The organism is Bradyrhizobium sp. 215_C5_N1_1, from assembly GCF_052075935.1.
GTDB classification, from domain to species: Bacteria; Pseudomonadota; Alphaproteobacteria; order Rhizobiales; family Xanthobacteraceae; genus Bradyrhizobium; species Bradyrhizobium barranii.
The window spans coordinates 5,977,571-6,002,592 of the sequence record NZ_CP197228.1; the positions used below are offsets into that span (position 1 = coordinate 5,977,571).

Below are 25,022 nucleotides of genomic sequence, written 5' to 3' on the forward strand. Positions count from 1 at the left end.
CTGCTACCCGCTCACTTGGTCGCGTCCATCCAGATTCCCGGCTCCGAATGCTCGCGGATATGGGTGACGAGGAAGTCGGAAAAAGCCCTGATCTTGGCAGGCAATCCGGCACGGTTCTGGTATGCGATGTTCATGGTGAGCAGCGGCAGCTCCCAATCCACCAGCACCGGGACGAGACGGCCCGCCGCGATGTCGCTTTGAACGATGTAGAGCGGCTGGATGAGGATGCCGAGCCCTGCCAGCGCCGCGCCGCGAATGACCTGGCCGTCATTGCTGTCGAGCGTCGGCGTGATGCGGACGGTCTGCGCGCCATGGCTTTTGCGCAGGCGCAGCGAATAGGGATCGTTCGCGAGATTGTAGACCAGCATGTTGTGGCGCGCGAGATCGGCGGGCTGCTCCGGCTCGCCGGCGCTTGCGAGATAGGAAGGCGCGGCGGCAAGCACGCGCCGCATCTGGCCGATGCGGCGGACGATGATGTTCGAATCCGGCTCCTGCTCGCGCGTCCGGATCGCCACGTCGATGCCGGCCTCGATGAAATCGGGATAGCGGTTGGCGGTCGTGATCTGCATGTTGAGCTTCGGATAGCGCGCGCGGAAGGCCGGCAACATCGGCGCCAGATAGATCACCGCAAAGGACAGCGAGCTCGTGACCCGCAGCGTGCCCTGCGGCGACAGCGCGCGATCGCTGACGATGTCCTCGGCCTCCGCCAGTTCGCTCAGCACCCGGCTGGAGCGCTCCAGCAGCTCCTGCCCCGCCTCCGTCAACCACAGCCTGCGTGTGTTGCGCTCGATCAGCCTGACCGCAAGGCGCTCCTCGAGCGCGCTGAGATGGCGGCTCGCCGCCGCATTCGACATGCGCAAGGCCTCGGCGGCTTTTGACAGGCTGCCGAGCTCGGCCGTCTTGGAGAACACCTCCAGTTGCAGCAGGCGATCCATTTTTCCACTTTTAGAAAAAGAGACTTACAAATATTGACCTTTATTTCCACATCCCGCAAGTCAAAATGGCCCGAACACAAGCAAGATAGCAGGCGAGGAAACTTGGAAATGTCGGGCCCGATCAGGCACATCGTGATGTGGCGGCTGCGCGGGGAGACCCCCGAAGAGCGGTCCGCCGCCCGGGTGAAGGTCAAGACCCTGTTCGAGGGACTGCGGGGCCGGATCGACGGCCTCACCCACATCGAGGTCGGTGTCGACGTCAGCGATGTCGATTACGCCTGCGACGTGGTGCTGTTCTCCGAATTTGCCGACCAGGCCGCACTCGCCGCCTATGCCACCCACCCCGAACATTTGCGCGTCCGCGAGGCGCTGGGCGACTTGCGGATCGGACGCTTCCAGGTCGATTATCCCATCAAAGAGACCGGCGCATGATCGGTTCGTTCACCTTTGAAAACCTGCCCTGCCGCGTCGTGTTCGGCAGCGGAACGCTGACTTCGGCCAAGGCCGAGATCGAGCGGCTCGGCGGCAAGCGCGCGCTGGTGCTGACGACGCCGCAGCAGGAGGCGCAAGGCAAGAGCTTGGGGGCCGCACTCGGCCCGCTTTATGCCGGCATCTTTCCCGGCGCCACCATGCATACGCCGGTCGAGGTCACGGAGCGCGCGCTCGCGGCGATGAAGGCATGCGAGGCTGATTGCGTCGTCTCGCTCGGCGGCGGCTCGACCACCGGCCTTGGCAAGGCGCTGGCCTTGCGCACCGGCGTCAATCAGCTCTGCATTCCCACCACCTATGCCGGCTCGGAGATGACGCCAATCGTCGGCCAGACCGAAAACGGCCTGAAGACCACGGTGCGCGACGCAGCCGTGCTGCCCGAGACCGTGATCTACGATGTCGACCTCACCCTGACGCTGCCGGCGAGCCTGGCTGCGACATCCGGCATCAACGCGATCGCACATGCCGTGGAGGCACTCTATGCGCGCGACACCAATCCCGTGACATCGCTGATGGCGGAGGAAGGCATCCGCGCGATCGCTCGCGCCCTCCCCGCCATTGCGGCCAAAAGCGATGACCGCGAGGCGCGCACCGAAGCACTCTACGGCGCCTGGCTGTGCGGCGTCTGCCTCGGCACCGTCGGCATGGCGCTGCATCACAAGCTCTGCCACACGCTCGGCGGCACCTTCGATCTGCCGCACGCCGAAACCCACACCATCGTGCTGCCGCATGCGCTGGCCTACAACGCACCGGCGGTGCCCGATGCCATGGCGCGGATCTCGCGCGCGATCGGCGGGGCCGATGCGTCCCAAGGGCTCTACGTGCTCGCGAAGCGGCTGGGTGCGAAGCTGGCCTTGCGCGACATCGGCATGCCCGAAAGCGGCATCGACAAGGCGGCTGATCTTGCCGTCAGCAACGCCTACTGGAACCCGCGCCCGCTCGAGCGCAATGCCATCCGCGAGCTGATCGCCCGCGCCTGGGCCGGCGAGCCGCCTGTTACCATCAAAGCGGCGGCCTGAAGCGATGCGGCGCACGCTGATCAAATCAGCTGTCATCATCAGCATGGATGACGCGATTGGCGACCTCAACACCGGCGATGTGCTGGTCGAGGGCGGCCGCATCGTCGATGTGCGCCCATCGATCGACCTCGGCAGCGGCGCTTCCGAAACCGAGATCGTGGACGGCAACGGCCGGATCGTCATCCCCGGCCTGATCAACGCGCACATGCACACCTGGCAAACCGCGTTGCGCGGCTATGCGGCGAACTGGACGCTGCTGGAATATTTCCGTCGCATGCATGCCGGGCTCGCGACGGTGTTCCGGCCGGACGACATCTACATTGCGACCCTCGTCGGTGCGCTGAACCAGATCAACTGCGGCACCACCACGCTGGTCGATTGGTGCCACAACAATCCGACGCCTGATCATACCGATGCCGCCGTGCGCGGGCTGATCGAGAGCGGCATCCGCGCCGCCTTCTTCCACGGCTCGCCGAAGCCCGAGCCGAAACCGGGCGAGCCGCATTTCTCCGAGATTCCGCATCCGCGCCGCGAAGTCGAGCGGCTGCTGGCAGGTCCCCTTGCCGATCGCGACGGCCTCGTCACGCTCGGGCTTGCCATTCTCGGCCCGCATTATTCGACGCTCGACGTCGCGATGCATGATTTCCGCCTCGCGCGCGAGCTCAACCTGATCGCATCCATGCATCAGGGCGGCGGTCCGGCCAAGACGCCCGGCGGCTGGGAGAAGCTGATCGAATCGGGTCTCGTCGGCGCCGGCATCAACATCGTTCATGGCAACGATCTCCCCGACGGTCTTCTCGACAAGATGGTCGACCTCGGCGTCTCCTTCTCGGTGACGCCGGAGAACGAGATGATCCAGGGCCACGGTTTTCCGATCACCGGCCGGCTGCTCAAGCGCGGCGTTCGCCCGACCATCGGGATCGACCTGGAATCCGTGCTGGCCGGCGATCTCTTCTCCGTCGCCCGCGTCGCGCTGTCGATGCAGCGGGCGCTCGACAATGCGGAGTCGCGTCAAGTGAGCGGCACCATTCCGGCGACCACCACGATCCCCGTCCGCGAAGCGCTGCGCTGGATCACGACCGAAGGCGCCCGCATGCTCGGCCGCGAGGGCCAGATCGGCTCGCTGACGCCGGGCAAGCTCGCCGACCTCGTCATCATCAACGCATCCGATCTCAACCTCTTCCCGGTGCACGATCCCGTCGCGACCGTCGTGATGCAGACGAGCCTTGCCAATATCGAGGCCGTCATGATCGGCGGTACCTGGAAAAAGCGCGACGGCCGGCTGCTGGCCGAGGGGCTGGAGACAAAGAAGGACCTGCTGGCCCAATCCGGCCGGCGGCTGGTGCAGGACATCGAACGACAGGGACGCGCCGCCTGAAGGCGCCAATGGATGAGATCAATGACCGACGCTTCAAGGAATGTCGCTTTCATCGGGATCGGCAAGATGGGCCTGCCGATGTCGGCGCTCGTCGCCAAGGCCGGCTACGCCGTGACCGCATTCGATCAGAGCGCAGCCCGGATCAACGAGGCGCGTGCGCAAGGCATTTCGATTGCGGCTTCGCCGGCCGAGGCCGTGAGCGGCAAAGCGGCAGTCATCACGTCCCTGCCGGATGACGCCGCCTTGCGCGGCGCGCTGCTCGGCCCCGCTGGTCTGATCGCCGCGATGGCTGCTGGATCTGTTCTGATCGAGACCAGCACCGTGAGCGTCGAGGCCTCCACCGAAGTTGCGGCCGCGGCTCAAACCCGCGGCATTGCCTATCTGCGTTCGCCGGTCTCCGGCAACGCCAGCATCGTTCATACCGGCGCCCTGACCTGCTTCGTCTCCGGGCCGAAGGATGCCTTCGACAACGCCAAGCCGCTGTTCGCCGCCTTCACCCGCGCCCAGACCTATCTCGGGCCGGCCGAGGAAGCACGCTTTGCAAAGCTTTCGGTCAATCTGATGATCGCGGTGTCGGCCGCGATGATGGCCGAGAGCCTGGCGCTGGCGCGCAAGGGCGGCATCGCCTGGCAGGACATTTTGAAGGTGCTCGACGACAGCGCGGTCGCCTCGCCGATGGTGAAGTACAAGACCGCACCGCTGCGGACACGCGATTTCGAGTCGACCTTCTCGTGCAAGCAGATGGCCAAGGATCTCGATCTCATCCTCGGCGCCGGCCACGCCGTGGGCGTGCCGCTGCAGCTCGCAGCGCAGGTGCGTGAAACCTATGGCTCGCTGGTCGCGCAGGGCGACGGCGACACCGACTTCATCGCGACCGTCAAGCACCTGGAACGTCTGTCCGGGCTTGGCGAACCCAAACTCTGATCGCGGAGACACCGATGCGCAACTTCAACGAGACTACGATCACGGACGCGGTGCTGGAGCGGATCAAGGACGCGACCGATCCACGCATCAAAGAGGTCAGCGAAGCGCTGGTGCGCCACCTGCATGCCTTCGTCCGCGAGATCCGCCCGACCCAGAAGGAATGGGAATACGGCATCGATTTCCTGACCCGCACCGGGCACATGTGCGACGACAAGCGCCAGGAGTTCATCCTGCTGTCCGACACGCTCGGCGTCTCCATGCTGGTCGACGCGATCAACCATCCCGTGCCGGAAGGCGCGACCGAGACGACGGTGCTCGGCCCGTTCTTCGTCCAGGCCGCGCCGGAGAAGGACAGCGGCGCCGATATCTCCGGCCCGATGGAAGGCGATCCGATGCTGGTCACAGGCTCGGTCTCGACCGTCGACGGACAACCGCTTGCGGGCGCCATCGTCGATGTCTGGCATTCCGACGACGACGGCTATTACGACGTGCAGCAGCTCGACGACATCGGCGATCTCGCGATGCGCGCGCGCTTCCACACCGACGCCAATGGCCGCTTCCATTTCTGGTCGATCAAGCCGGCCGCCTATCCGATCCCGCATGACGGCCCTGTCGGCGAGATGCTGGAGGTGCAGGGCCGCCATCCCTGGCGTCCGGCGCACGTGCATTTCATGATCTCGGCGCCCGGTTTCGAGCAGCTGGTGACCCATGTGTTCGTCGCCGGCGACAAATATCTCGACTCTGACGTGGTGTTCGGCGTCAAGGACAGCCTGATCCGCGAATTCACTGGGCATCCTGCCGGCCGTGCGCCGGATGGTCGCATGGTGGAGCGCGACTATTTCCACCTCAATTACGATTTCGGCGTGAAGCAGGTCGCGAGCAACGCGAGAGCCGCCTAGGCTAAACCAAGGACCAACAAGAGTCCGGCAACAGGGAGCAGACGGGAGCTAAGGATGGGACCGCGGGTCAGCACGAGCATATTGGCCGATCGCCTCGCCGGCATGATCGGCCCGCGCGCGAGCGTTGCGCGCGGCGTGCTCGATCAGCACGGGCAGAGCGAATCGCATTATCGCAATTTGCCGCCGGACATCGTCGTCTTCCCTGAAACCACGCAGGAGGTCGCCGAGATCGTCAAGCTCTGCGCCAATGCGGGCATGCCGATCGTTCCGTTCGGCGCGGGCACCTCGCTCGAAGGCAATGCGGCCGCGGTCGCGGGTGGCGTCTGCTTCGACTTCGTCCGGATGAACAAGGTGCTGACGGTGCACGAGAGCGACATGGACGTCGTCGTGCAGCCCGGCATCACGCGCAAACAGCTCAATGCGGAGCTGCGCGGCACCGGACTTTTCTTCCCGATCGACCCCGGCGCCGACGCCTCGATCGGCGGCATGACCTCCACCCGTGCGTCCGGCACCATGGCGGTGCGCTACGGCACCATGAAGGACAATGTCATGGCGCTGGAGGTTGTGCTGGCCGACGGACGCGTGATCCGGACCGCAAGGCGCGCGCGCAAATCGGCCGCCGGATATGACCTGACTCGAATGTTCGTCGGCGCCGAAGGCACGCTCGGAATCATCACCGAGGTCACATTGAAGGTGCATCCCGTGCCGCAGGCGATCTCAGCCGCGGTCTGCAGCTTCGACACCCTGCACGACGCCGTGGACACTGCGATCTCCGTGATCCAGTCCGCGATCCCCGTGGCACGCATCGAGCTGCTCGACGACGTCATGATGCGCGGCATCAACGCCTACGCAAAGCTCGGCTATCGCGAAGCCCCCACCTTGTTCTTCGAATTCCACGGCTCCGAGACCTCAGTTGCCGAGCAGGCCGAAGCCGCGCAGGCGATCGCGGCCGACCATGGCGGCCATGGTTTTGCCTGGGCGAAGGCGCAGGAAGACCGCAGCCGGCTCTGGCACGCCCGCGACAACACGCTTTATGCGGGCCTCGGCTTGCGGCCCGGCGCACGCGCCGTGATCACCGATGTCTGCGTGCCGATCTCGCGGCTGGCCGAATGCCTGACCGAGACCCGGCGCGACGCCGACGAGCACGGCTTTACCGCCCCGATCGTCGGCCATGTCGGCGACGGCAATTTCCACATGCTGATCCTGATCGACCCGGCCAAGCCGGATGAGGCCGAAGGCGCCAAGGCGCTGCAGGCCCGCATGGTCGCGCGCGCCATCGCCATGGACGGCACCTGCACCGGCGAGCACGGCATCGGGCTCGGCAAGATCGAATATCTCACCGATGAGCTCGGCGAGGCCGTCGACGTGATGCGATCGATCAAGACCGCGCTCGATCCTGATGGACTGATGAATCCCGGAAAGATCTTCGCGAGCGGAGTGCACGCATGAGCAGCGCCGCATTGGCCATCGAGCCCGCCTCACCCACGCCGCTACTGGAGCTGCGCGGCATCAGCAAGGAATTCCCCGGTGTCAAGGCGCTGGATGACGTGTCCTTTGCCGTCTTCCCCGGCGAAGTCCACATGCTGCTCGGCGAGAACGGCGCCGGCAAGTCGAGCCTGATGAAGGTGCTGTGCGGCGCCTACCGCGCTGATGCCGGCGAGTTCTACTACAAGGGCGACAAGGTCGCGATCTCTTCGACCGCGGACGCGCAGAAGCTCGGCATTGCCGTGATCTTCCAGGAATTCTCGCTGGTCCCCCATCTCGATATCGCCCAGAACATCTTCCTCGGCCGCGAGCCAAAGGGCCGCATTCCCGGCACCATCGACCGCCGCAAGATCCTGGCCGACGCCAGGCGCGTGCTCGGCACGATCGGGTTCGACATCGATCCCTCCACCTCCGTCGACAAGTTAGGGGTGGCGCAGCAGCAGATGGTCGAGATCGCGAAGGCGATCAGCCAAAACGCGCGCATCCTGGTCATGGACGAACCGACGGCGGCGCTGTCCGACCGCGAGACCGAGCTGCTGTTCGCCCTGATCGCGCGGCTGAAGGCCGACGGCGTGTCCATCGTCTACATCTCCCACCGCATGGCGGAGGTGTTCGCGCTCGGCGACCGCATCACGGTGCTGCGCGACGGTCGCCGTATCGACGGCGTTCGCCCCGCCGACGTCACGCCGGACCAGCTCGTTCGCATGATGGTCGGTCGCAACGTCGACATGACCTATCCGCGCAATTTTGCCGACAAGCCCGGCGAGCTGCTGCTCGAGGTCAAGGGCTTGAGCTCGTCGACCGGCATCTCCGACATCAACATCGAGGTGCGCCGGGGCGAGATCGTCGGCCTGTGCGGCCTGGTCGGTTCCGGCCGCAGCGAGGTCGCCCGCGCCATATTCGGCGCCGATGCCGTGACGTCAGGCGAGATCATTTTCGACGGCAAGGCCATCTCCGGCGAGCCTGACCTTGCCGCCCGCCGCGGCATCGCGCTGATCCCGGAGAGCCGCAAGAGCGAGGGCCTCGCGCTGTTGCGGTCGGTGAGTGACAATCTGGTGGTGTCGGCACTGCGAAAACTGTTCCCGAGCGGCCTGTTCGACCAGCGCAGCGCGCAGCGCACCTCCGACAGCCTGATCCGGCAGCTGCGCATCGCAACCCCGAGCGCGCGCCAGATTGTCGGCCTGCTCTCGGGCGGCAACCAGCAGAAGGTCGTGATCGGCAAGTGGCTGGCGGCCGGCTCGAAGCTCTTCATCTTCGACGAGCCGACGCGGGGCATCGACATCGGCGCCAAATCCGAGATCTTTGCTCTGATCGACCGGCTGGTCGCCGAAGGCGCGGCGGCCTTGATGATCTCGTCCGAGCAGGTCGAGATCTGCCATGTCTGCGACCGCGCCTATGTGATGCGCGAAGGCCGCATCGCCGGACACCTGACCCGCAGCGAACTGACCGAGGAGAACATCGTGCGACTGGGGATGCATCATGCGTGAAGCCGCAGTCGTCTCTCAACCCAATCCGCTGCAGCGCATTCCCGGCGTTGCCATCGTCTTGGTGCTGCTGATCGCCCTGTTCAGCGCGATCGCGCCCGGCTTCCTGTCGGTCGCCAACCTCTCCAACGTGCTGGTGCAGTCGACCATCCTGACCATGCTGGCGCTGCCGATGACGCTGATCATCATGACCGAGGGGTTGGACCTGTCGATGGGCGCGGTGCTGACGCTGACCTCGCTCTGCGTCGCGATCGTGTCGCTTGCGACCAAGTCGATGCTGCTGGGCCTCGGCGCCGGGCTGCTCGTCGGCACGGCCTTCGGCTTCGCCAACGGCTGGCTGGTCGCTATCGTCGGCATTCCGCCCTTCGTCGCGACGTTGGGCACGCTCGGCATGGCGCAGGGCCTGTCGCTGATCGTCAGCGACGGCCAGAGCGTGGTCGGCATCCCCCACAGCGTACGCGACATCTATTCGGCGACGCTTCTGGGTGTGCCTGTGCCCATCGTGATGGCGCTGGTGACCTATGCGGCCTTCCACGGCCTGCTCTACCACACCCGCTTCGGCACCTACATCTTCGCGCTCGGCGGCAACCGCGAGGCGCTGCGCTACGCCGGCCTCTCGCCAAACAAGCTGCTGATCGCGGTCTACGCGATCGGCGGCGCCATGGCCGGCATTGCCGGCCTGCTGATGACCGCGCGCATGAATTCCGGCCACCCGACCGCGGGCCTCGGTCTCGAATTCGACGCCATCGCCGCGGTCGCGGTCGGCGGTACCTCGTTCGAGCGCGGCAATGGCTGGCTGCTTGGCACGTTGCTCGGCGTGATCGCGGTCGGCGTGCTTCGCAATGGGCTCAACCTGATCTCGATGCCCTCCTCGGTGCAGGTCGCAAGCGTCGGCGTCCTCGTCATCGTCGCTCTCTTCCTCGACGGCCTGCGGAGCCGAGCATGACCGACATCTCCAAAGAGGCCCTCTCGCCGCCCCGATCATTCCTGTCGCAGGACGCGATCCAGGTGTTCTATCGCCTGCTCGCAGCGCTGCTGATCTGCGCGGTGCTCGCCGTACTCAGCGACTCCTTCCTGAGCCTCGGCAACATCCTCAACGTGCTGAGGCAGGCGAGCCTGACCTTCTTCATCGCGTCGGGCCTGACGCTGGTGGTGCTCACCGCCGGCCTCGATCTCTCCGTCGGTGCCAATGTCGCGCTGTCCGCCTGCATCGCCGGCACCGTGATCCACAAGACCGGCTCGCCAGCGCTCGGCATCCTCACCGGGCTTGCCTGCGGCGGAATCGTTGGGCTGCTCAACGGCATCATGGTCACCGCGCTGCGCATCCCCTCCTTCATCGCCACCTATGGCATGCTCTGGGTGCTGAACGGCCTCACCTATTGGTACATGGCAGGCGAGACCCTGCATGGCTTCCCGGCGGGCTTCCGCCAGATCGGCAGCGGCTATCTGTTCGGCCTGCCGATCCCGGTCTATCTGCTGCTGGTGTTCCTCGGGATCGGAACGCTGTTTGCGCAGCGCACGATCTGGGGCCAGGAGATCTATGCGATCGGCGCCAATCCGGTCGCCGCCCGCCTCTCCGGCATTCCGGTCGCGCGCCGCCTGCTGCTGGTCTATGCGGTATCCGGCACCATGGCGGGACTGGCCTCGATCATCTTCCTGTCGCGGCTCAATTCGGCCGAAGCCGACATCGGCGAAAGCCTGACGCTTCCCGCGATCGCAGCCGTGCTGATCGGCGGCACTTCGCTGTTCGGAGGGGTCGGCACCGTGTTCGGCACCTTCATCGGCGCGCTGATCCTGACGCTGGTGCTGAACGGCATGAACCTGTTGTCGGTCAGCGCCAACTGGCAGCCGCTCGTCACCGGCATCATCGTCATTCTCGCGGTCTGGCTCGACATGAAGACCCGCCGCCGCGCGCAATGAGCTCTTAGAAATCCAACAAGCAAAATGAGGGATGGAGGCTACATGAAACAGACACTGGGTTATTTGGCGCTGCCGCTGCTGATGGCGGCCGCGTTCACCACGCAAGCGCGCGCCGACGGCGAGACCATCGCCGTGTTCACCAAGAACCAGACCAATCCGTTCTTCCAGACTGTACGGGTCGGTGCCGACAACATGGCGAAAGCGCTGAACGCGAAGACGCTGCAGTACATCCCGACCAAGCCGGACTCGATCCCCGAGCAGCTCAGCCAGATCGAGGACGTCGTGGTGAAGAAGCCGAGCGCGATCGTGTTCACGCCGGTCGACTACAAGGCGATGGTGCCGGGCGTCGAGAAGATCAACGAGGCGAAAATCCCCGTCGTCAACATCACCGACCGCTCCGCCGGCGGCAAGTTCCTCTCCTTCGTCGGCGCCGACGATTACAGCCTTGGCCTCGAAACCGCGCGCTTCCTGCTCAAGACCTTGGGCGGCAAGGGCAACATCGTCATCATCGAGGGCGTCAAGGGCTCGCTGACCAATGTCGACCGCGTCCGCGGCTTCAACGACGCGCTGAAGGAGAATTCGGGCGCCAAGCTGCTGGCCTCGCAGCCCGGCAACTACCAGCGGCTGCAGGCGCTCCAGGTCATGGAGAATTTGATGCAGTCGAACCCGCAGATCGACGGCGTGCTGGCGGCCAACGACGCCATGGCGGTCGGCGCGATCGAGGCGCTCGACGGCGCGAACCGCAAGGCCCAGGTGATCGGCATCAACGGCACCAAGGAGGCGATCGACGCGATCAAGTCCGGCAAGCTGCTCGCCAGCGGCGACTACAACGGATTTGCGCAAGGGTGCCTCGGCACCATGATGGCGATCCGCAGCTTACGCAACCAGCCTGTCATTTCCGAGATCGTGCTGAAGCCGACCGTCATCACCAAGGAAAATTACCAGCCGTTCGACGTGCCGCTGGAGCAGCGGACCTGCCCGACCTTCGAGGACGCCGGCAAGCTCGGCGCCAAGTAGCCCAACCGCTCATCACAAGCACGGACGGCCGCCTTCGCGGCCGTCCCAAGAAACGTCCCAAGAAAGCCGACACGTCAACGGAGACATCATGCTGTTCGCCATTCACGCCCTCGACCGCGCCGGCGCGCTGCCGACCCGGCTCGCCAATTACGACGCCCACAAGGCCTTCCTGAGCGACACCTCGCGCTTCGGCGTCAAGATCGTGATGTCGGGCCCGCTCGTCTCCGACGACGGCGCGAACATGATCGGCAGCCTGTTCCTGATCGAGGCGCCCGGCCGCGCCGAGGTCGAAGCCTTCAACCGCGCCGATCCCTTTGCCGCAGCCGGCATCTGGGAGAAAGTCACGATCACAGGCTTCCTGCGCCGCCAGGGCTGAGGGGCCTACGGCGCCTCTTCGAGGTGACAAGCCACCCATTGCTCGGGTCCGGTCGAGCGCAGCGTCGGCTCCTCCGTCCGGCAGCGATCGAAGACGTATGGGCAACGGGTGTGGAAGCGGCACCCGCTCGGCGGGTTGATCGGGCTCGGCACGTCCCCCTTGAGGATGATGGGATTGCGCTGGGCGCCGGGCTCGGGCAGCGGCACCGCGGAGAGCAGCGCCTTGGTATAGGGATGCCTTGGCGCGGCAAAGATCTCGCGGCGCGGCGCGACCTCGACGATCTTGCCGAGATACATCACCGCGACGCGGTGGGTCATGTGCTCGACGATCGCGAGGTCATGGCTGATGAACAGCAGCGCGAGGCCGAACTCGCGCTGGAGGTCCTGCAAGAGATTGACGATCTGCGCCTTGACCGAGACGTCGAGCGCCGAGACGGCCTCGTCGCAGACGATCAGCTCGGGCTCGGCTGCGAGCGCCCGCGCGATGCCGATGCGCTGACGCTGGCCGCCGGAGAATTCGTGCGGCCGGCGGTTGAGCGCCTCGCGCGGCAGCCGAACGGTATCCATCAGCGCCGTCACGCGGGTTTCGAGATCGATGGCGGATTTGGCGAGCCCAAAATTGCGGATCGGCTCGGCCAGGATGTCGCGCACCCGCATGCGCGGATTGAGGCTCGAGAACGGATCCTGGAACACCACCTGCACGCGGCGGCGCATCTGGCGCATCGTGCTCGGATGGGCGTCGTCGATGCGCTGGCCATCGAGGATCACCTGGCCCGCCGTGATGTCGAACAGCCGCAGGATGGCGCGGCCGACCGTGGACTTGCCGCAGCCGGACTCGCCGACCAGCGACAGCGTTTCGCCCTTCGCGATTTCGAACGAGACACCGTCGACGGCATAGACATATTCGGGCTTGCGGCCGAACAGGCCCTTTTTGACCGGAAAATGCTTCTTGAGGTCGTTGACCTGGAGCAGCGGAGGACTCATGCCGCGATGGCCCCCTTGGCGGAATAGTGGCAGGCGGCGACGTGGCGAGGCGCCTTCTCTTCAAGTCCAGGCGCATATTGGCGGCAGAGGTCGGTCGCGAGCGCGCAGCGGCCGGCGAAGACGCAGCCGACGATGGGCTTGCGCAGATCAGGCACCTGCCCCGGGATTTCGGCCAGCCGCCTCGCGGTGCCTGTTAGTGACGAGCCGAGCCGCGGCACGGCGCCGAGCAGGCCCTGCGTATAGGGATGGCGCGGCGAGCGAAACAGCTCGGCCACCGGCGCTTCCTCGACCTTGCGGCCGGCATACATGACCATGACGCGCTCGGCGATCTCGGCGACGACGCCGAGATCGTGGGTGATCAGGATGATCGCCGCACCGACCCGGCGCTTGAGATCAAGCATCAGCTTCAGGATCTGCGCCTGGATGGTCACGTCGAGCGCCGTGGTCGGCTCGTCCGCGATCAGGAGTTTTGGATTGCAGGCCAGCGCGATCGCAATCATCACGCGCTGGCGCATGCCGCCGGAGAGCTGGTGCGGATATTCCCGCACGCGCCGCTTCGGCTCGGGAATGCCGACCAGCGTCAGCATCTCGATCGCATGCGCCTCGGCCGCCTGCTTGTCGAGGCCCTGATGGATCATCAGCGTCTCGCGGATCTGGCGGCCGACAGTCAGCACCGGGTTGAGGCTCGTCATCGGCTCCTGAAAGATCATCGAGATGTCGTTGCCGCGGATAGCGCGCATCTCGCGGTCGGATAGTTGCAGCAGGTCCCTGCCCGCAAAGCGAACAGCGCCCGCGATCCTGCCCGGCGGCTCCGGAATCAGCCGCATCAGTGACATCGAGGTCACCGACTTGCCGCAGCCGGATTCGCCGACGATGGCGAGCGTCTCGCCTTCGTTGACATGAAAGGACACGCCGTCGACCGCACGGTTGATGCCGCCGGGCGTGCGAAAGTGGGTCTGGAGGTTCTCGACTTCGAGCAAGGCCATCGCGATCAACCCCTCGACATCACAGGCTCTTGGCCATGCGCGGATCGAGCGCATCGCGAAGGCCGTCGCCGAGCAGGTTCACGGCGAGCACGGTGACGGAGAGGAATGCCGCCGGGAAGAACACGATGTAGGGCTTGACCTGCCACAGCGCGCGGCCCTCGGCCATGATGTTGCCCCAGGACGGAATGGTCGGCGGCGTGCCGGCCCCGATGAAGGACAGGATCGCCTCCGTGATCATGGCGCTGGCGCAGATGTAAGTCGCCTGGACCAGCATCGGCGCCAGCGTGTTGGGCAGGATGTGGCGCAGGATGATCATCGGCGTGCGCGTGCCGCAGGCGACCGCGGCGTCCACATAGGGCTGCTCGCGCAGCGACAGCACCACGCTACGGACAAGACGGGAAACCCGCGGGATCTCGGCGATGGTGATGGCCAGGATGACGTTGCCGACGCTGCCGCGCGTCAACGCCATCAGCGCGATCGCAAGCAGGATCGGCGGGATCGACATCAGGCCGTCCATGAAGCGCATCAAGATGCCGTCGGCCCAGCGGATGAAGCCGGAGACGATGCCGATGGCGAGGCCCGCCGCAGATGCGAGGATCGCAACCGACAGACCGACCGTGAGCGAGACCCGCGCGCCAAAGAGCACGCGCGAATAGATGTCGCGGCCGAGCACGTCGCTGCCGAACCAGAAAGCGGCCGACGGCGCCCGCGTGCGCTTGGCGGGCGCAAGTGCCGTCGGATCGACCGTCCCGAGATAAGGCGCGAAGATCGCGATCAGAACCAGCGTCAGCAGCAGCGCGCCGCCGATCGCGACCGTGGGATGGCCGCGCAAGAGGCCGATGAAGCCGCGCCGGATCCTGACCGGCCGCAGGATTTCAGGCAGTTGCGGTGCGAGAACGAAGCCGGCCGGCAGCGCTTGCGGAGTGACGGTCGTGTCGGTCAATAGCGGATCCTCGGGTCAACGAGCGTATAGACGACGTCGATCATCAGATTGACGAGGACGTAGACGAAGCTGAACAGAAGCACGATGCCCTGGATGACGGGATAGTCGCGCCGCAGGATCGCGTCGATCGTGAGCCGGCCGAGACCGGGAATCGCGAACACGCTTTCCGTGACGACCGCTCCGCCGATCAGGAGCGCGATGCCGATCCCGATCACGGTCACGATCGGGACCGCGGCATTCTTCAGCGCGTGAACGAAGAGGATGCCGCCTTGCCCGAGGCCCTTGGCCCGCGCGGTGCGGATATAGTCCTGCTGCAAGACTTCAAGCATGGTGGCACGCGTGATGCGCGCGATCAGCGCGATGTAGACGCAGCCCAGCGCGATCGACGGCAGGATCAGGTTTTGCAGCCACGGCCAGAAGCCCTCCGTGAGCGGCGTATAGCCCTGCACCGGAAGCCATTCGAGCTCGAGTGCGAAGACATAGGCGAGGATATAGCCGACGACGAAGACGGGCAGCGAGAAGCCGAACACGGCGAATGCCATGATGACGCGGTCGATCAGGCTCCCCGCCTTCCACGCGGCCACGACGCCAAGCGGCACCGCGACCACGATGGTGAGTAGCAGCGTGACCATCATCAGCGACAGTGTCGGCCCGAGACGCTGTCCGATCATCGTCGAGACCGGAAGGTTGGTGAAGATCGAGGTGCCGAGATCGCCGTGCAGAATGCGCCAGACCCAGCTTCCGAACTGGATCAGGAAAGGACGGTCGAGACCCAGACTCTGGCGAATGCGCTCCACATCCTCCGGGCTCGCCTGGTCGCCCGCGATCACCACGGCGGGATCACCCGGCGCGATGTAGAGCAGGCTGAACACGAACAGCGCGACGATTGCCATCACCGGCAAGGTCGAGACGATGCGACGGAGGATGTAAGAGAGCATCTGGCTTCAGCGTACCATCATGCGGATTTCGACACGTTCCAGAAGAACGGCAGCGGCCCCTTGGTGATGCCGGAGACGTTCTTGCGCCATGCCGTGTAGGTCAGGAAGAAGCCGGTCGGCGCGTAGACGACATCCTCGAGCGCCGCCTTGTTGACCTGCCCGATCGCGGCCTTCTCCTCCTCGAGATTCTTGGCGTCGAACCAGGCCGTGATCTCCTTCTCGGTGTTCGGGCTGTTGGGCCAGCCGAACCAGGCCTTGTCGCCATTGGCGCGGATGGCGGTGTAGGCGGCCGGATTGATGCAATCGGCGCCGGCGTGCCAGCTGTGGAACATATTCCAGCCGCCCTGCCCCGGCGGTGTCTTCATCGCGCGGCGCGCGCCCACCGTGCCCCAATCGGTCGCGACGAAATCGACATTCATGCCGAGCTTCTTGAGCAGATCCGCGGTGACGTCGCCCTGCGCCTTCGTGATCGACTGGTCCTGCGCGACCACGCATGTGACCGGCTGGCCGGAATAGCCGCTCTCGGCGAGCAGCTTCTTGGCCGCATCCAAATCGCGCTTTCCTTTCAGGATCTCGCCGCCCAACTCGGTGTAGAGCGGTGTGTCCGGCGTAAAAAAGCCGGGCAGCGGCTTCCACAACGTATCGTCGTCGCCGACCAGCGCACGCATATAGTCTTCCTGGCTCAACGCCATCAGCACCGCGCGCCGTGCCTTCACATTGTTGAAGGGTGGGTGCAGATGGTTCATGCGGAAGGAGCCGATATTGCCGAGGGGATCGCCGATATCGACGCTGATGTTCTTGTTCTTCTTCAGCACGGGTACGAGATCGGAGATCGGGTTCTCCCACCAGTCGACCTCCCCGTTCTGCAAGGCGGCCGCAGCGGTGGCCGGATCCGGCATCACCAGCCACTCGACGCGATCGACCAGGATGTTCTTGCCGCCGGCAAGCCACGACGCCTTCTCCTGTCGCGGCACGTAATCGGTGAACTTCTCGAACACCGACTTGGCGCCGGGCACCCATTCGCTCTTGGCGAACTTCATCGGACCCGAGCCGACATATTCGGTGATCTGCTTGAACGGATCGGTCTTCGCGATGCGCTCGGGCATGATGAAGGAGCACGGCGCGTTGTTCTTGGCCAGCGCGTACAGCATTTTCGGGAAAGGCTGCTTCAGGACCCATTTGAAGGTGCGGTCGTCGACCGGAGTCAATTCCTGCTGGATGGCCAGGATCATCAGACCCATTGGATCGCGCGCGGCCCAGCGCGACAGGCTCGCAACGACGTCCTTGCTCAGCACCGGCTCGCCGTCATGGAACTTGAGACCCGGGCGCAGCTTGAAGGTCCAGGTCTTGCCGTCGTCGGTGGTCTCCTCGGACTCGACCATCTGACGCTGCGGCTGGAGCTTGGCATCGACGCCGTAAAGCGTATCCCAGACCAGCGCCGCCGCGTTGCGCACGACATATTGCGTGCCCCAGATGGGATCGAAATTGGCGAGGTTGGCTTGCGGCACGAAGCGCAGGGTGCGCGCAGAGGCGCCTTGTGCGATCGCCGGGGCCGAGAGGCCGGTCAATGCCAGACCGCCCGCGCCGGCCAGTCCCTTCAATACGGTCCTACGATCCATGAAATCCTCCCAGTAGTGCCGTGATGCCGGCCATCGTTGGCCAAAGGCAGGTGAAACCAGAACCCATTGGCGTGCAAATGGTATGCCACTAACCGGGCCTTCGCCAGCGGGATCTGTTCGGGATTTCGACCGGTTCAGGCGTCAAAGCGCGGCCGCCAGTGCCGGTCCGGTCTCGATATGCGGAATCGCCTCGACCAGCTTGCGCGTGTAGTCGGTCTTGGGATTATCGAACAGCGCCCGGCTCTCCCCCTGCTCCACGATGCCGCCGTTGCGCAGCACGATGGTGCGGTCGCAGAGCATGCGCACGACATTGAGGTCGTGGCTGACGAACAGCAGCGCGATGTCGTTCTCGCGCCTGAGACGGTCGAGCAGTTGCAGCACCACCGCCTGCACCGAGACGTCGAGCGCGGCGGTCGGCTCGTCCAGCACCAGCAGCCGCGGCCGGCAGGCGATGGCGCGGGCAATGCCGACGCGCGCCTTCTGGCCGCCGGAGAGCTGGTGCGGAAAACGCGGCAGCAGATCGAGCGGCAACCCCACCCGCTCCGCACACTCTTCCACCCGCTTGCGCAGCGCATCGCCCGCCCGCATGCCGTCGAGCCGCATCAGGGGATGGGCGATGCAGTCAAAGGCCGTGAAGCGCGGGTTGAGGCTCTCGTTCGGGTCCTGGAAGACCATCTGGATGTCTTTGCGCAGCGGCGAGCGATGGAAGTCGCGCGAGGCGACATGGCCGATCGACTGCCCGTCGAACACGATATCGCCTTCGCTCGGGTCGATCAGACGGCAGATCATCCGCGACGTCGTGCTCTTGCCGGAGCCGGACTCGCCAACGAGCCCGACGCTCTCGCCGCCGGCCATCGTCATCGAGAAATCCGCGACCGCCGCGGAGCCCTGGTCAAAACGCTTGGCGAGCTTGCGCACCTCAAGGAGCGGTGGCGTCCCGTGCGGGAGCTCCTGCCTTGGCTTGCTGACGATCGTCGCGTGCCGCTCCCGCTCCTCCTCCGTCACGAGATCCTCGATCCGCGACGTCGCGGTCGGCGATGCCGCAACGAGGCGGCGGGTATAGGCGTGTTGCGGTGCGCTGAAAAGCTTTTTGGGGCTCGCTTCCTCGACGATGCGGCCGCGCTCCATCACGGCGATGCGGCGGCAATAGCGCGCGGCGAGACCGAGATCGTGGGTGATCAGGATCGTCGCCATGCCGCGCGCGGCGGCAACATCTGCGAGCAGATCCATCACCACCTTCTGGGTGGTGACGTCGAGCCCGGTGGTCGGCTCGTCGGCGATCAGCAGCGCGGGATTGCAGGAAATCGCGATCGCGATCATCACGCGCTGGCACATGCCGCCGGAAAGCTCATGCGGGTAGGCGTTCATCCGCGTCTCGGGGTCGCGGATCTGGACCGCGCGCAGCAGCTCCAGCGCCTCGGCGCGCGCGGCGTCCTTCGATATCTTCTTATGCGTGAGGATCGCGTCCGCGATCTGTAGGCCGATCGCGCGGATCGGGTTGAGGGCCGCCCGCGGATTCTGGAAGATCATCGACATCGCGGCGCCCTGGAGCTGACGAAGGTCATCGCCCCTGAGTTTTGTGACGTCCTGCCCGCGAAACAGGATCTTGCCGCCGGTGACGCGCCCGGCCGCATCGAGCAGCCGCGTGGTCGCGAAGCCGGTGACCGACTTGCCCGAGCCGCTCTCGCCGACGAGGCCGAGCATCTCGCCCTTCTGAACCGAGAGCGTCACGCCGCGCACGGCCTCGACCATGCCACGCCGCGTCGAGAACGAGACGTGGAGGTCGTTGATCCCTAGCAGCTCCTCGCTCATGTGCGCATCCGCGGGTCGAGAATGTCCCGCATCCCGTCACCGAGGAGATTGAAGCACAGCACCGCCATCATCAGCGCAAGACCCGGAAAGGCCACCAGCCACCACCGCCCGGTCGAGATGAAGCGCGCCCCTTCCGCGACCATGATGCCCCATTCCGGCGTCGGCGGCTTGACGCCGAGACCGATGAAGGACAGGCCGGCGGCATTGAGAATGGCCCAGCCGAGATTGAGCGAGATCTGCACCGCCATCGCCGGCAGGATATTCGGCAGCAGGAAGCGCAGCACCACCGAGAAATGGCTCTCGCCGCAGGCGCGCGCGGCTTCAACCCAGCCGACATTGCGGCGGACATTGACCTCGGCGCGCGCGAAGCGGATGTAGAACGGAAGATTGATGATCGCGGTTGCGATCACGATGTTCTCGATCCGGTTGCCCAAGGCGGCAACCATCGCCATCGCCAGCACGAACAGCGGAAAGGCCATCATCACATCGACGAAGCGGCCGACGCCGCGGTCGAGCTTGCCGCCGGCATAGCCGCAGAACGCGCCGACGACGGCGCCGATCACGAAGGAGATGCCGACCGCGGAAACCGCAATGGCAAGATCGAGGCGTGCTGCGATGATGAGGCGGCTGAACACGTCGCGTCCGAGCTGGTCGGTGCCGGCGAGATGCGCCGCGCTCGGCGGCAAAAGAGCCTCCGAGACATTGGAGACCACGGGATCATAAGGCACGATCCAGGGCCCGAAGATCGCAATCAGGACGAACATCGCAACGCCGGCCGCTGCAACGGCGGTGAGCGGATTGCCGCGCAGGATCCAGACCGAATGGCGGAGAGTTGCGCTGGTCATTCGATCGACACCCTGGGATCGGCGATGCCGTAGCAGATGTCGACCACGAGATTGACCAGCACGAACAGGCTGGCCATCAGCAGCACGAAGCCCTGCACCGGCGCATAGTCGGAGGATAAGAGCGCATCGAGCGCGTAGGAAGCGACGCCCGGCCAGGAGAACACCTTCTCCACCAGGACATTGGCGCCCAGCATGGTCGAGAACACGATGCCGGCGATGGTGATGACGGGCAGGATCGCGTTCCTCAGCGCATAAGTGACGACCACCTTGTGCCAGGACAATCCGACCGAGCGCGCGGTGCGGACGAAATCGCTGCCGAGCGAGACCAGCATCGAGGCCCGCGTGATCCGTGCCAGCGGCGCGATCACGAACAGGGCCATGCTCACCGCCGGCAGGATCAACTGCTTGCAGGCCGCCCACCAGCCCTCGATATCTCCCGCCAGCAGGAAATCGATCGACAGGAACCCGGTCCGTTGCGGCGGCAGCGAAGTGAACACGTCGATCCGCCCGGTCGGATCAGGCGCGAGCCCGAGCAGATAGTAGAAGACATAGATCAGCAGCAGGCCCGAGACGAAGGTCGGCACGCAGACGCCGAGCGCGCAGAACAGCCGCACGCCGTGATCGACGATCGAGCCAGGCTTCAAGGCTGCGACAACGCCAAGCGGTACCGCCGCGATCATCGCGATCAGGAGCGCCGTGAAGGTGAGCTCCAGCGAAGCCGGCAGCCGTTCGCGCAGGTCCTTCAGCACCGGCTGTCCCGTCATCATGGAGCGGCCGAGATTGCCGTGGCCGATGTCGGAGAGATAGAACACGAGCTGCTCCGGCACTGACCTGTCGAGCCCCATCTGCTTGCGGATTTGCTCGATCTCCTCCTTGCCGGCATTGGGCCCCGAGGCGAAGAACACCGCGGGGTCGCCGGGCAGCACGCGCATCAGCAGAAAGGTGAAGACCAGCACACCGAACAACGCCGGCAGCGACGACAGAAGCCGCCTGCCCGCCCGCACCATGGTTGCACCAAGACCGGTCGTCACCTTTCGGAGCCTCTCTCGTTTGCCGCCATCACTTGCGGCTGACGTCGCGATAGTCGACCTGGCGGTGGAACTCGTAGGTGTAGCCTTCGACCGACGACGCCATCACCGCATCCTGGTTCGGCTGCCACAGCATGATCTGCGGCATCAGATCGACATGCATCGCGTTGAGCTTGCGGCCGGCGTCCTCATACTTGGCCTTGTCCGGCTCGAAACGCGCCTCCTGCGCGATTGCGGCAAGATCCGGGTTGTTGATCGAGCTGTAATTCCAGCGCTGATTGCCGGTGTAGAAGTTGCGGTAGAAGTAATCGGTCGACGGCAGCCAGGCTACGATGCCCTCGGTGTAGAAGGGAAGCTTCTTCTCGTTGATCTGCGTCGACATCTGCGCATCCGGCAGCTTCTGGATGTCGACCTTGATCCCGATCTTGCCGAGCGATTCCTTCACCAGCGCGGCCATCGGCTCCGCGGTCGAGGACTGGCCGACGTTGAAGCTGAAGGTAGTCGAGAAACCCTCGGGGAGCCCGGCCGCCTTGAGATATTCCCTTGCCTTGTCGAGGTCGACCTTCACGGGCTGCTGGAACGGATAGATGCCGTTCAGCGGCTTGCCGTCCGGCCAGGTCGCGCCGAACAGCGGCGCGCCGCGGCCGAACAGGGCGGCCTTGAACATGTCGTCGTAGGGCAGCGCGTAAGCGATGGCACGGCGGACATTGACGTTGTCGAAGGGCGGCATCTGGTTGTTCATCGAGACATAGGTGATCGCATTGTACTGCGGGGTCGAGACCACCTTGAGCTTGCCCTTGGCCTCGAGCGACTGCACGTCGCTGGCCTGGAGATCGACGACGAGGTCGGCATCGCCGCGCTCGACCAGGTTGGCGCGGGTCGCCGGCTCCGGCACGGATTGAATGATCACGCGCTTGAAGAACGCGGGCTTGTTGGCCGAACCGCGATTCCAGGCCTCATCCCGTTTGATGATGACCTGCTCGCCCGGCTTGAAGGTCTCGACCACATAAGCACCACTGCCGGCGGTATGCTCCTTCAGCCATGCGGTGGCCCAGGGATCATCCGCCGTCGCGTGCTCTTTTGCCACCTTCGAGTTGATGATCAGGGGATAGACGGTGGCGAGATTGGGCAGCGCGAGCTTGTCGGGCTTCGGCAGCGTCACCTCGATGGTGAGGGGATCGATCACCTTGAACTGGTCGGCCGACGTCAACGATCCCGTCAGGAGCTGCGCCTTGCCGAGGATCGGCGCGGTGACGCAGCGATCGAGCGACCATTTCACGTCCTCCGCCGTGACAGGCGAGCCATCCTGGAACTTGGCGTCCTTGCGCAGGCGGAAGGTCAGCTTCAGTCCATCGGGGCTGACGTCGTAGGATTCGGCGAGCTCGCCGGTGATCGTGTCGAGATCGAACACCCATTTGCCGTTGAGCTGCTTGCGGCCGAACGCCACCAGCCGGTCATACGTGCTCATGCTCAGCGCGAAGGACTCGCGCGTCGATCCGGGGATGTTGGGATCGAGCGTGTTGACCGCTGATCCCGTGACGTAGCGCAACGTCTCCGCCCTGGTCTGTGCCTGCGAAGGCGCGGTGGCAATGAGCAACAGCGCAGTGGTGGCGAGGACTGAGGCCGCGGGCCTGAAAGACACAAAACGCATTCGTTTTCCCCAAAATTTCGGCAAGAACGCCAGCAAGGCAGGTCAAGAAAGAAGCAAGTTGCGCGCCAATCCCGCAGAGGCGCTTCGTCGCGGCGGTGCATGGATGATCATCGCGATTCCTCCATTGTTCGCGCGGGCCGCGCAACCACGGCCTGCGGCACGTCGTAGGCGCTGAGCGAAGCCCAGTGGCGTTCAACATCGGCGCGAAACAAGCCGCGCGTCAGGCCATTGACCAGCTTGGGAATGGCGGTCGTCATCGCATTGATCGACGATCCCGACGGACCAAAACTCATGGTGGAGGCGATGGCGAACAGATGGATGTCTGAGATCCACGGCGTCTCGCCCGGCACACGCTCGGTGAAGGCGTAATCGTCAGCGAGATAGGGAAAGCGGCCGAGCCGCGCGTTGTGCTCGCTCGAAGGCGGCTGATAGCAATCGGCCCAGGTCGCGATATTGCCGGCAAATTTGGCGAGCTCGCCGCGGCCGGCGAAGTTCATGTCGATGCCGGTGCCGCAAATGACGAAATCCGCGGTGATGGCGCCGCGTGGCGTGTGCAATTCGACACCGCCATCGGTTTGCCTGGTGCCCTCGACCGGCGCGCCTTCGTGCAGTGTGAAATTGGCGTGACGCGCGCAGCGGTCGTAAGTCGGCTGCGGAAATCCCTCGCGCATTTCGAGGATTTTGCGCATGAAGCGCCAGCGCCAGGCATCGTCGAGATCGCTGAGATGGCGCAGGAAGCCGCGAAAGGTGAGCCAGCGATAGGGCTGGATCACCTGGATCTGAGCGCGGCGGCAGAGCAGATGCACCTCCGCCGCGCCTGCCTCCAGCGCGGTCGCTGCATTGTCGAAGGCGGACGCGCCGGCGCCGATCACCGCGACGCGCTTGCCGCGCAGGCTTTCGAAGTCGATGTCGTCGGCAACAGTTGCGACCGAATCTGCCGGCAGATCGCGCAGGGGCTCGGGAATCATCCAGTCGCCCATGCCCTCCTGCCCCGTCGCCAGCACGATCTTGCGGGCATAGAGCGTCTCGACGCCATCGGCGCGTCTCACACGCGCGGCGAGCAGACCGCCTGACGCAGGCGCAATCTCCAGAAGCTCGCAGCCGTTGCGCACGGGCAGACCGATCGTGCGTCGCAGCCAGAGCAGATAGTCCGCCCAATGCTCTCTCAGGATCAGATTCAGCTCCTGCCAGCTCTCCTTGCCGAAACGGGCTTCGTGCCAGGACTGATAGGTCAGGCTGGGAATATCGAGGTCCGGGCCAGTGTAATCTTTCGGGCTGCGCAGCGTTGGCATGCGGGCATAGGTGAGCCACGGGCCCTCCTTCCCCTCCTCGGCCTTGTCGAGCAGCAGGATGTTGCTGACGCGCGAGCGCATCAGGCCGAAGCCAATGGCGATACCGGACTGGCCGGCGCCGATAATGAGAACATCGAGCGCGGGCTTGCCATCCGGCCCCGTCTTCGGCTCGAGCCAGGCGGCGCCTGGATGCGCGATCATCGCGAGATCGGCGCGAACGGTCGCTTCAAGCTTTGCCAACGCGTCGCTCATGCCGCGAGCCAGCCTCCGTCGACCACCATCACGGTGCCGGTCGTGAACGACGACGCATCGCTCGCAAGATGCAGTGCGGTCTGAGCGATTTCTTCCGCCTGGCCGAACCGCTTCATGGCGTGGCGGTTGCGGGAGGCTTCGCGCACCTCGTCTGGATTGGCGTGGCGGGCAAAGCTGCGGCGAAGCATCGGCGTGTCGATTGCGCCGGGCGCAATCGCGTTGACACGGATGCCGTCGGTCGCGAAATCCACCGCCATGGTCCGCGTCAGGCTGACGATCGCGCCCTTGGCGGCGATATAGGCGCTGTTGCCCTTGCCGCCGGCGATGGCGAGCTGCGACGCCAGCGTGATGATCGAACCGCTCTTCTGCTGCTGCATCTGCGGCACCGCCGCCCGCGCCCACAACCAGGTGCCGCCGACATTAGCGCGGAACACCGCGTCCCAGTCTTCCAGCCTCGTCGTCAGCACCGTGCCGCCGCAGGAAAAGCCGGCGGCAGTCATGAGGACATCGAGCCGGCCGTGCCGCGCGATCACCTCGCCTACAACTGTTTCGGCGAAACCGGCATCGCCGACGTCCCCGACATGCGTCGTGGCGTTGCCCACAAGGCTCAGCGTTTCCTGAAGGCCCGCGGCATCGCGATCGACCAAAGCTAGATGCGCGCCCTCCTCCGCGAACAGCTTCGCGCTTGCACGACCGATGCCCGAAGCTGCTCCTGTGATGATGGCCGTGCGCCCCTGCAGCCGCATC

The 25,022-nt window shown here is 65.2% G+C and carries 23 protein-coding genes; 11 read left to right on the forward strand and 12 right to left on the reverse strand.

The window, feature by feature from the left end; all coding sequences use genetic code 11:
- Positions 1-11: 11 nt before the first annotated feature.
- Positions 12-935, reverse strand: coding sequence for a LysR family transcriptional regulator (locus AB7G19_RS28880; protein WP_028147172.1), 924 nt, complete (start codon positions 933-935; stop codon positions 12-14).
- A gap of 108 nt (positions 936-1,043) precedes the next feature.
- On the opposite strand from AB7G19_RS28880, the gene AB7G19_RS28885 reads away from it, so the two are divergent.
- The 11 genes from AB7G19_RS28885 to AB7G19_RS28935 all read left to right on the forward strand — a co-directional run bounded on the left by AB7G19_RS28885 (position 1,044) and on the right by AB7G19_RS28935 (position 11,926).
- Positions 1,044-1,367 carry a Dabb family protein gene (locus tag AB7G19_RS28885; RefSeq protein WP_441268575.1) on the forward strand — a complete coding sequence of 108 codons (324 nt, stop codon included), beginning with the start codon at positions 1,044-1,046 and terminating at the stop codon, positions 1,365-1,367.
- Entirely contained in the window at positions 1,364-2,443 is a 1,080-nt protein-coding gene (locus tag AB7G19_RS28890) for a maleylacetate reductase (RefSeq protein ID WP_441268576.1), read from the forward strand. The genes AB7G19_RS28885 and AB7G19_RS28890 overlap by 4 nt, the downstream gene beginning before the upstream one ends.
- 4 nt (positions 2,444-2,447) lie before the next feature.
- Positions 2,448-3,821, forward strand: coding sequence for an amidohydrolase family protein (locus tag AB7G19_RS28895; RefSeq protein WP_441268577.1), 1,374 nt, complete (start codon positions 2,448-2,450; stop codon positions 3,819-3,821).
- 21 nt (positions 3,822-3,842) lie between these two features.
- Entirely contained in the window at positions 3,843-4,745 is a 903-nt protein-coding gene (locus tag AB7G19_RS28900; protein WP_441268578.1) for an NAD(P)-dependent oxidoreductase, read from the forward strand.
- A 14-nt stretch (positions 4,746-4,759) separates the two neighbouring features.
- On the forward strand, positions 4,760-5,644 hold the full coding sequence (locus tag AB7G19_RS28905) for an intradiol ring-cleavage dioxygenase (protein ID WP_441268579.1): 885 nt from the start codon (positions 4,760-4,762) through the stop codon (positions 5,642-5,644).
- 54 nt (positions 5,645-5,698) lie between these two features.
- Positions 5,699-7,093 (forward strand): FAD-linked oxidase C-terminal domain-containing protein, encoded by a 1,395-nt coding sequence (locus AB7G19_RS28910; RefSeq protein ID WP_441268580.1) that lies wholly within the window; start codon positions 5,699-5,701, stop codon positions 7,091-7,093.
- On the forward strand, positions 7,090-8,616 hold the full coding sequence (locus tag AB7G19_RS28915) for a sugar ABC transporter ATP-binding protein (protein WP_441268581.1): 1,527 nt from the start codon (positions 7,090-7,092) through the stop codon (positions 8,614-8,616). Before AB7G19_RS28910 ends, AB7G19_RS28915 begins: the two co-directional genes overlap by 4 nt.
- Entirely contained in the window at positions 8,609-9,559 is a 951-nt protein-coding gene (locus AB7G19_RS28920) for an ABC transporter permease (protein WP_441268582.1), read from the forward strand. The genes AB7G19_RS28915 and AB7G19_RS28920 overlap by 8 nt, the downstream gene beginning before the upstream one ends.
- The gene (locus AB7G19_RS28925; protein ID WP_014496503.1) at positions 9,556-10,533 is read left to right on the forward strand and encodes an ABC transporter permease; all 978 of its coding nucleotides are present in this window, start codon (positions 9,556-9,558) and stop codon (positions 10,531-10,533) included. The genes AB7G19_RS28920 and AB7G19_RS28925 overlap by 4 nt, the downstream gene beginning before the upstream one ends.
- Positions 10,534-10,575: 42 nt before the next feature.
- Positions 10,576-11,550, forward strand: coding sequence for a sugar ABC transporter substrate-binding protein (locus AB7G19_RS28930; protein WP_441268583.1), 975 nt, complete (start codon positions 10,576-10,578; stop codon positions 11,548-11,550).
- Positions 11,551-11,638: 88 nt separating this feature from the next.
- Positions 11,639-11,926: a YciI family protein gene (locus tag AB7G19_RS28935; protein ID WP_248882321.1), complete on the forward strand. Its 288-nt coding sequence runs from the start codon at positions 11,639-11,641 to the stop codon at positions 11,924-11,926.
- 5 nt (positions 11,927-11,931) lie between these two features.
- On the opposite strand, the gene AB7G19_RS28940 is transcribed toward AB7G19_RS28935, so the two are convergent.
- The 11 genes from AB7G19_RS28940 to AB7G19_RS28990 form a co-directional block, all read right to left on the reverse strand.
- Positions 11,932-12,909, reverse strand: a complete 978-nt coding sequence (locus AB7G19_RS28940) for an ABC transporter ATP-binding protein (RefSeq protein WP_441268584.1) — start codon at positions 12,907-12,909, stop codon at positions 11,932-11,934.
- Positions 12,906-13,895 carry an ABC transporter ATP-binding protein gene (locus tag AB7G19_RS28945; protein WP_441268585.1) on the reverse strand — a complete coding sequence of 330 codons (990 nt, stop codon included), beginning with the start codon at positions 13,893-13,895 and terminating at the stop codon, positions 12,906-12,908. Before AB7G19_RS28945 ends, AB7G19_RS28940 begins: the two co-directional genes overlap by 4 nt.
- A 19-nt stretch (positions 13,896-13,914) precedes the next feature.
- Positions 13,915-14,838, reverse strand: a complete 924-nt coding sequence (locus tag AB7G19_RS28950; RefSeq protein WP_441268586.1) for an ABC transporter permease — start codon at positions 14,836-14,838, stop codon at positions 13,915-13,917.
- Positions 14,835-15,776 (reverse strand): ABC transporter permease, encoded by a 942-nt coding sequence (locus AB7G19_RS28955; RefSeq protein ID WP_071915430.1) that lies wholly within the window; start codon positions 15,774-15,776, stop codon positions 14,835-14,837. Before AB7G19_RS28955 ends, AB7G19_RS28950 begins: the two co-directional genes overlap by 4 nt.
- Before the next feature lie 17 nt (positions 15,777-15,793).
- Positions 15,794-17,395: an ABC transporter substrate-binding protein gene (locus AB7G19_RS28960; protein ID WP_231144494.1), complete on the reverse strand. Its 1,602-nt coding sequence runs from the start codon at positions 17,393-17,395 to the stop codon at positions 15,794-15,796.
- 141 nt (positions 17,396-17,536) lie between these two features.
- Positions 17,537-19,207: a nickel ABC transporter ATP-binding protein NikE gene (gene nikE / locus AB7G19_RS28965; RefSeq protein ID WP_441268587.1), complete on the reverse strand. Its 1,671-nt coding sequence runs from the start codon at positions 19,205-19,207 to the stop codon at positions 17,537-17,539.
- A complete protein-coding gene (locus AB7G19_RS28970) occupies positions 19,204-20,052 on the reverse strand; it encodes an ABC transporter permease (RefSeq protein ID WP_441268588.1) in 849 nt (282 codons plus the stop codon). Before AB7G19_RS28970 ends, nikE begins: the two co-directional genes overlap by 4 nt.
- Positions 20,049-21,083, reverse strand: coding sequence for an ABC transporter permease (locus AB7G19_RS28975; protein WP_441268589.1), 1,035 nt, complete (start codon positions 21,081-21,083; stop codon positions 20,049-20,051). Before AB7G19_RS28975 ends, AB7G19_RS28970 begins: the two co-directional genes overlap by 4 nt.
- 28 nt (positions 21,084-21,111) lie before the next feature.
- Complete coding sequence (locus AB7G19_RS28980; protein ID WP_441268590.1) at positions 21,112-22,731, reverse strand: ABC transporter substrate-binding protein; 1,620 nt, start codon at positions 22,729-22,731, stop codon at positions 21,112-21,114.
- A 107-nt stretch (positions 22,732-22,838) separates the two neighbouring features.
- Positions 22,839-24,275, reverse strand: coding sequence for an NAD(P)-binding domain-containing protein (locus AB7G19_RS28985; RefSeq protein WP_441268591.1), 1,437 nt, complete (start codon positions 24,273-24,275; stop codon positions 22,839-22,841).
- Positions 24,272-25,021 carry an SDR family oxidoreductase gene (locus AB7G19_RS28990; protein WP_441268592.1) on the reverse strand — a complete coding sequence of 250 codons (750 nt, stop codon included), beginning with the start codon at positions 25,019-25,021 and terminating at the stop codon, positions 24,272-24,274. The genes AB7G19_RS28985 and AB7G19_RS28990 overlap by 4 nt, the downstream gene beginning before the upstream one ends.
- Position 25,022 lies beyond the last annotated feature (1 nt).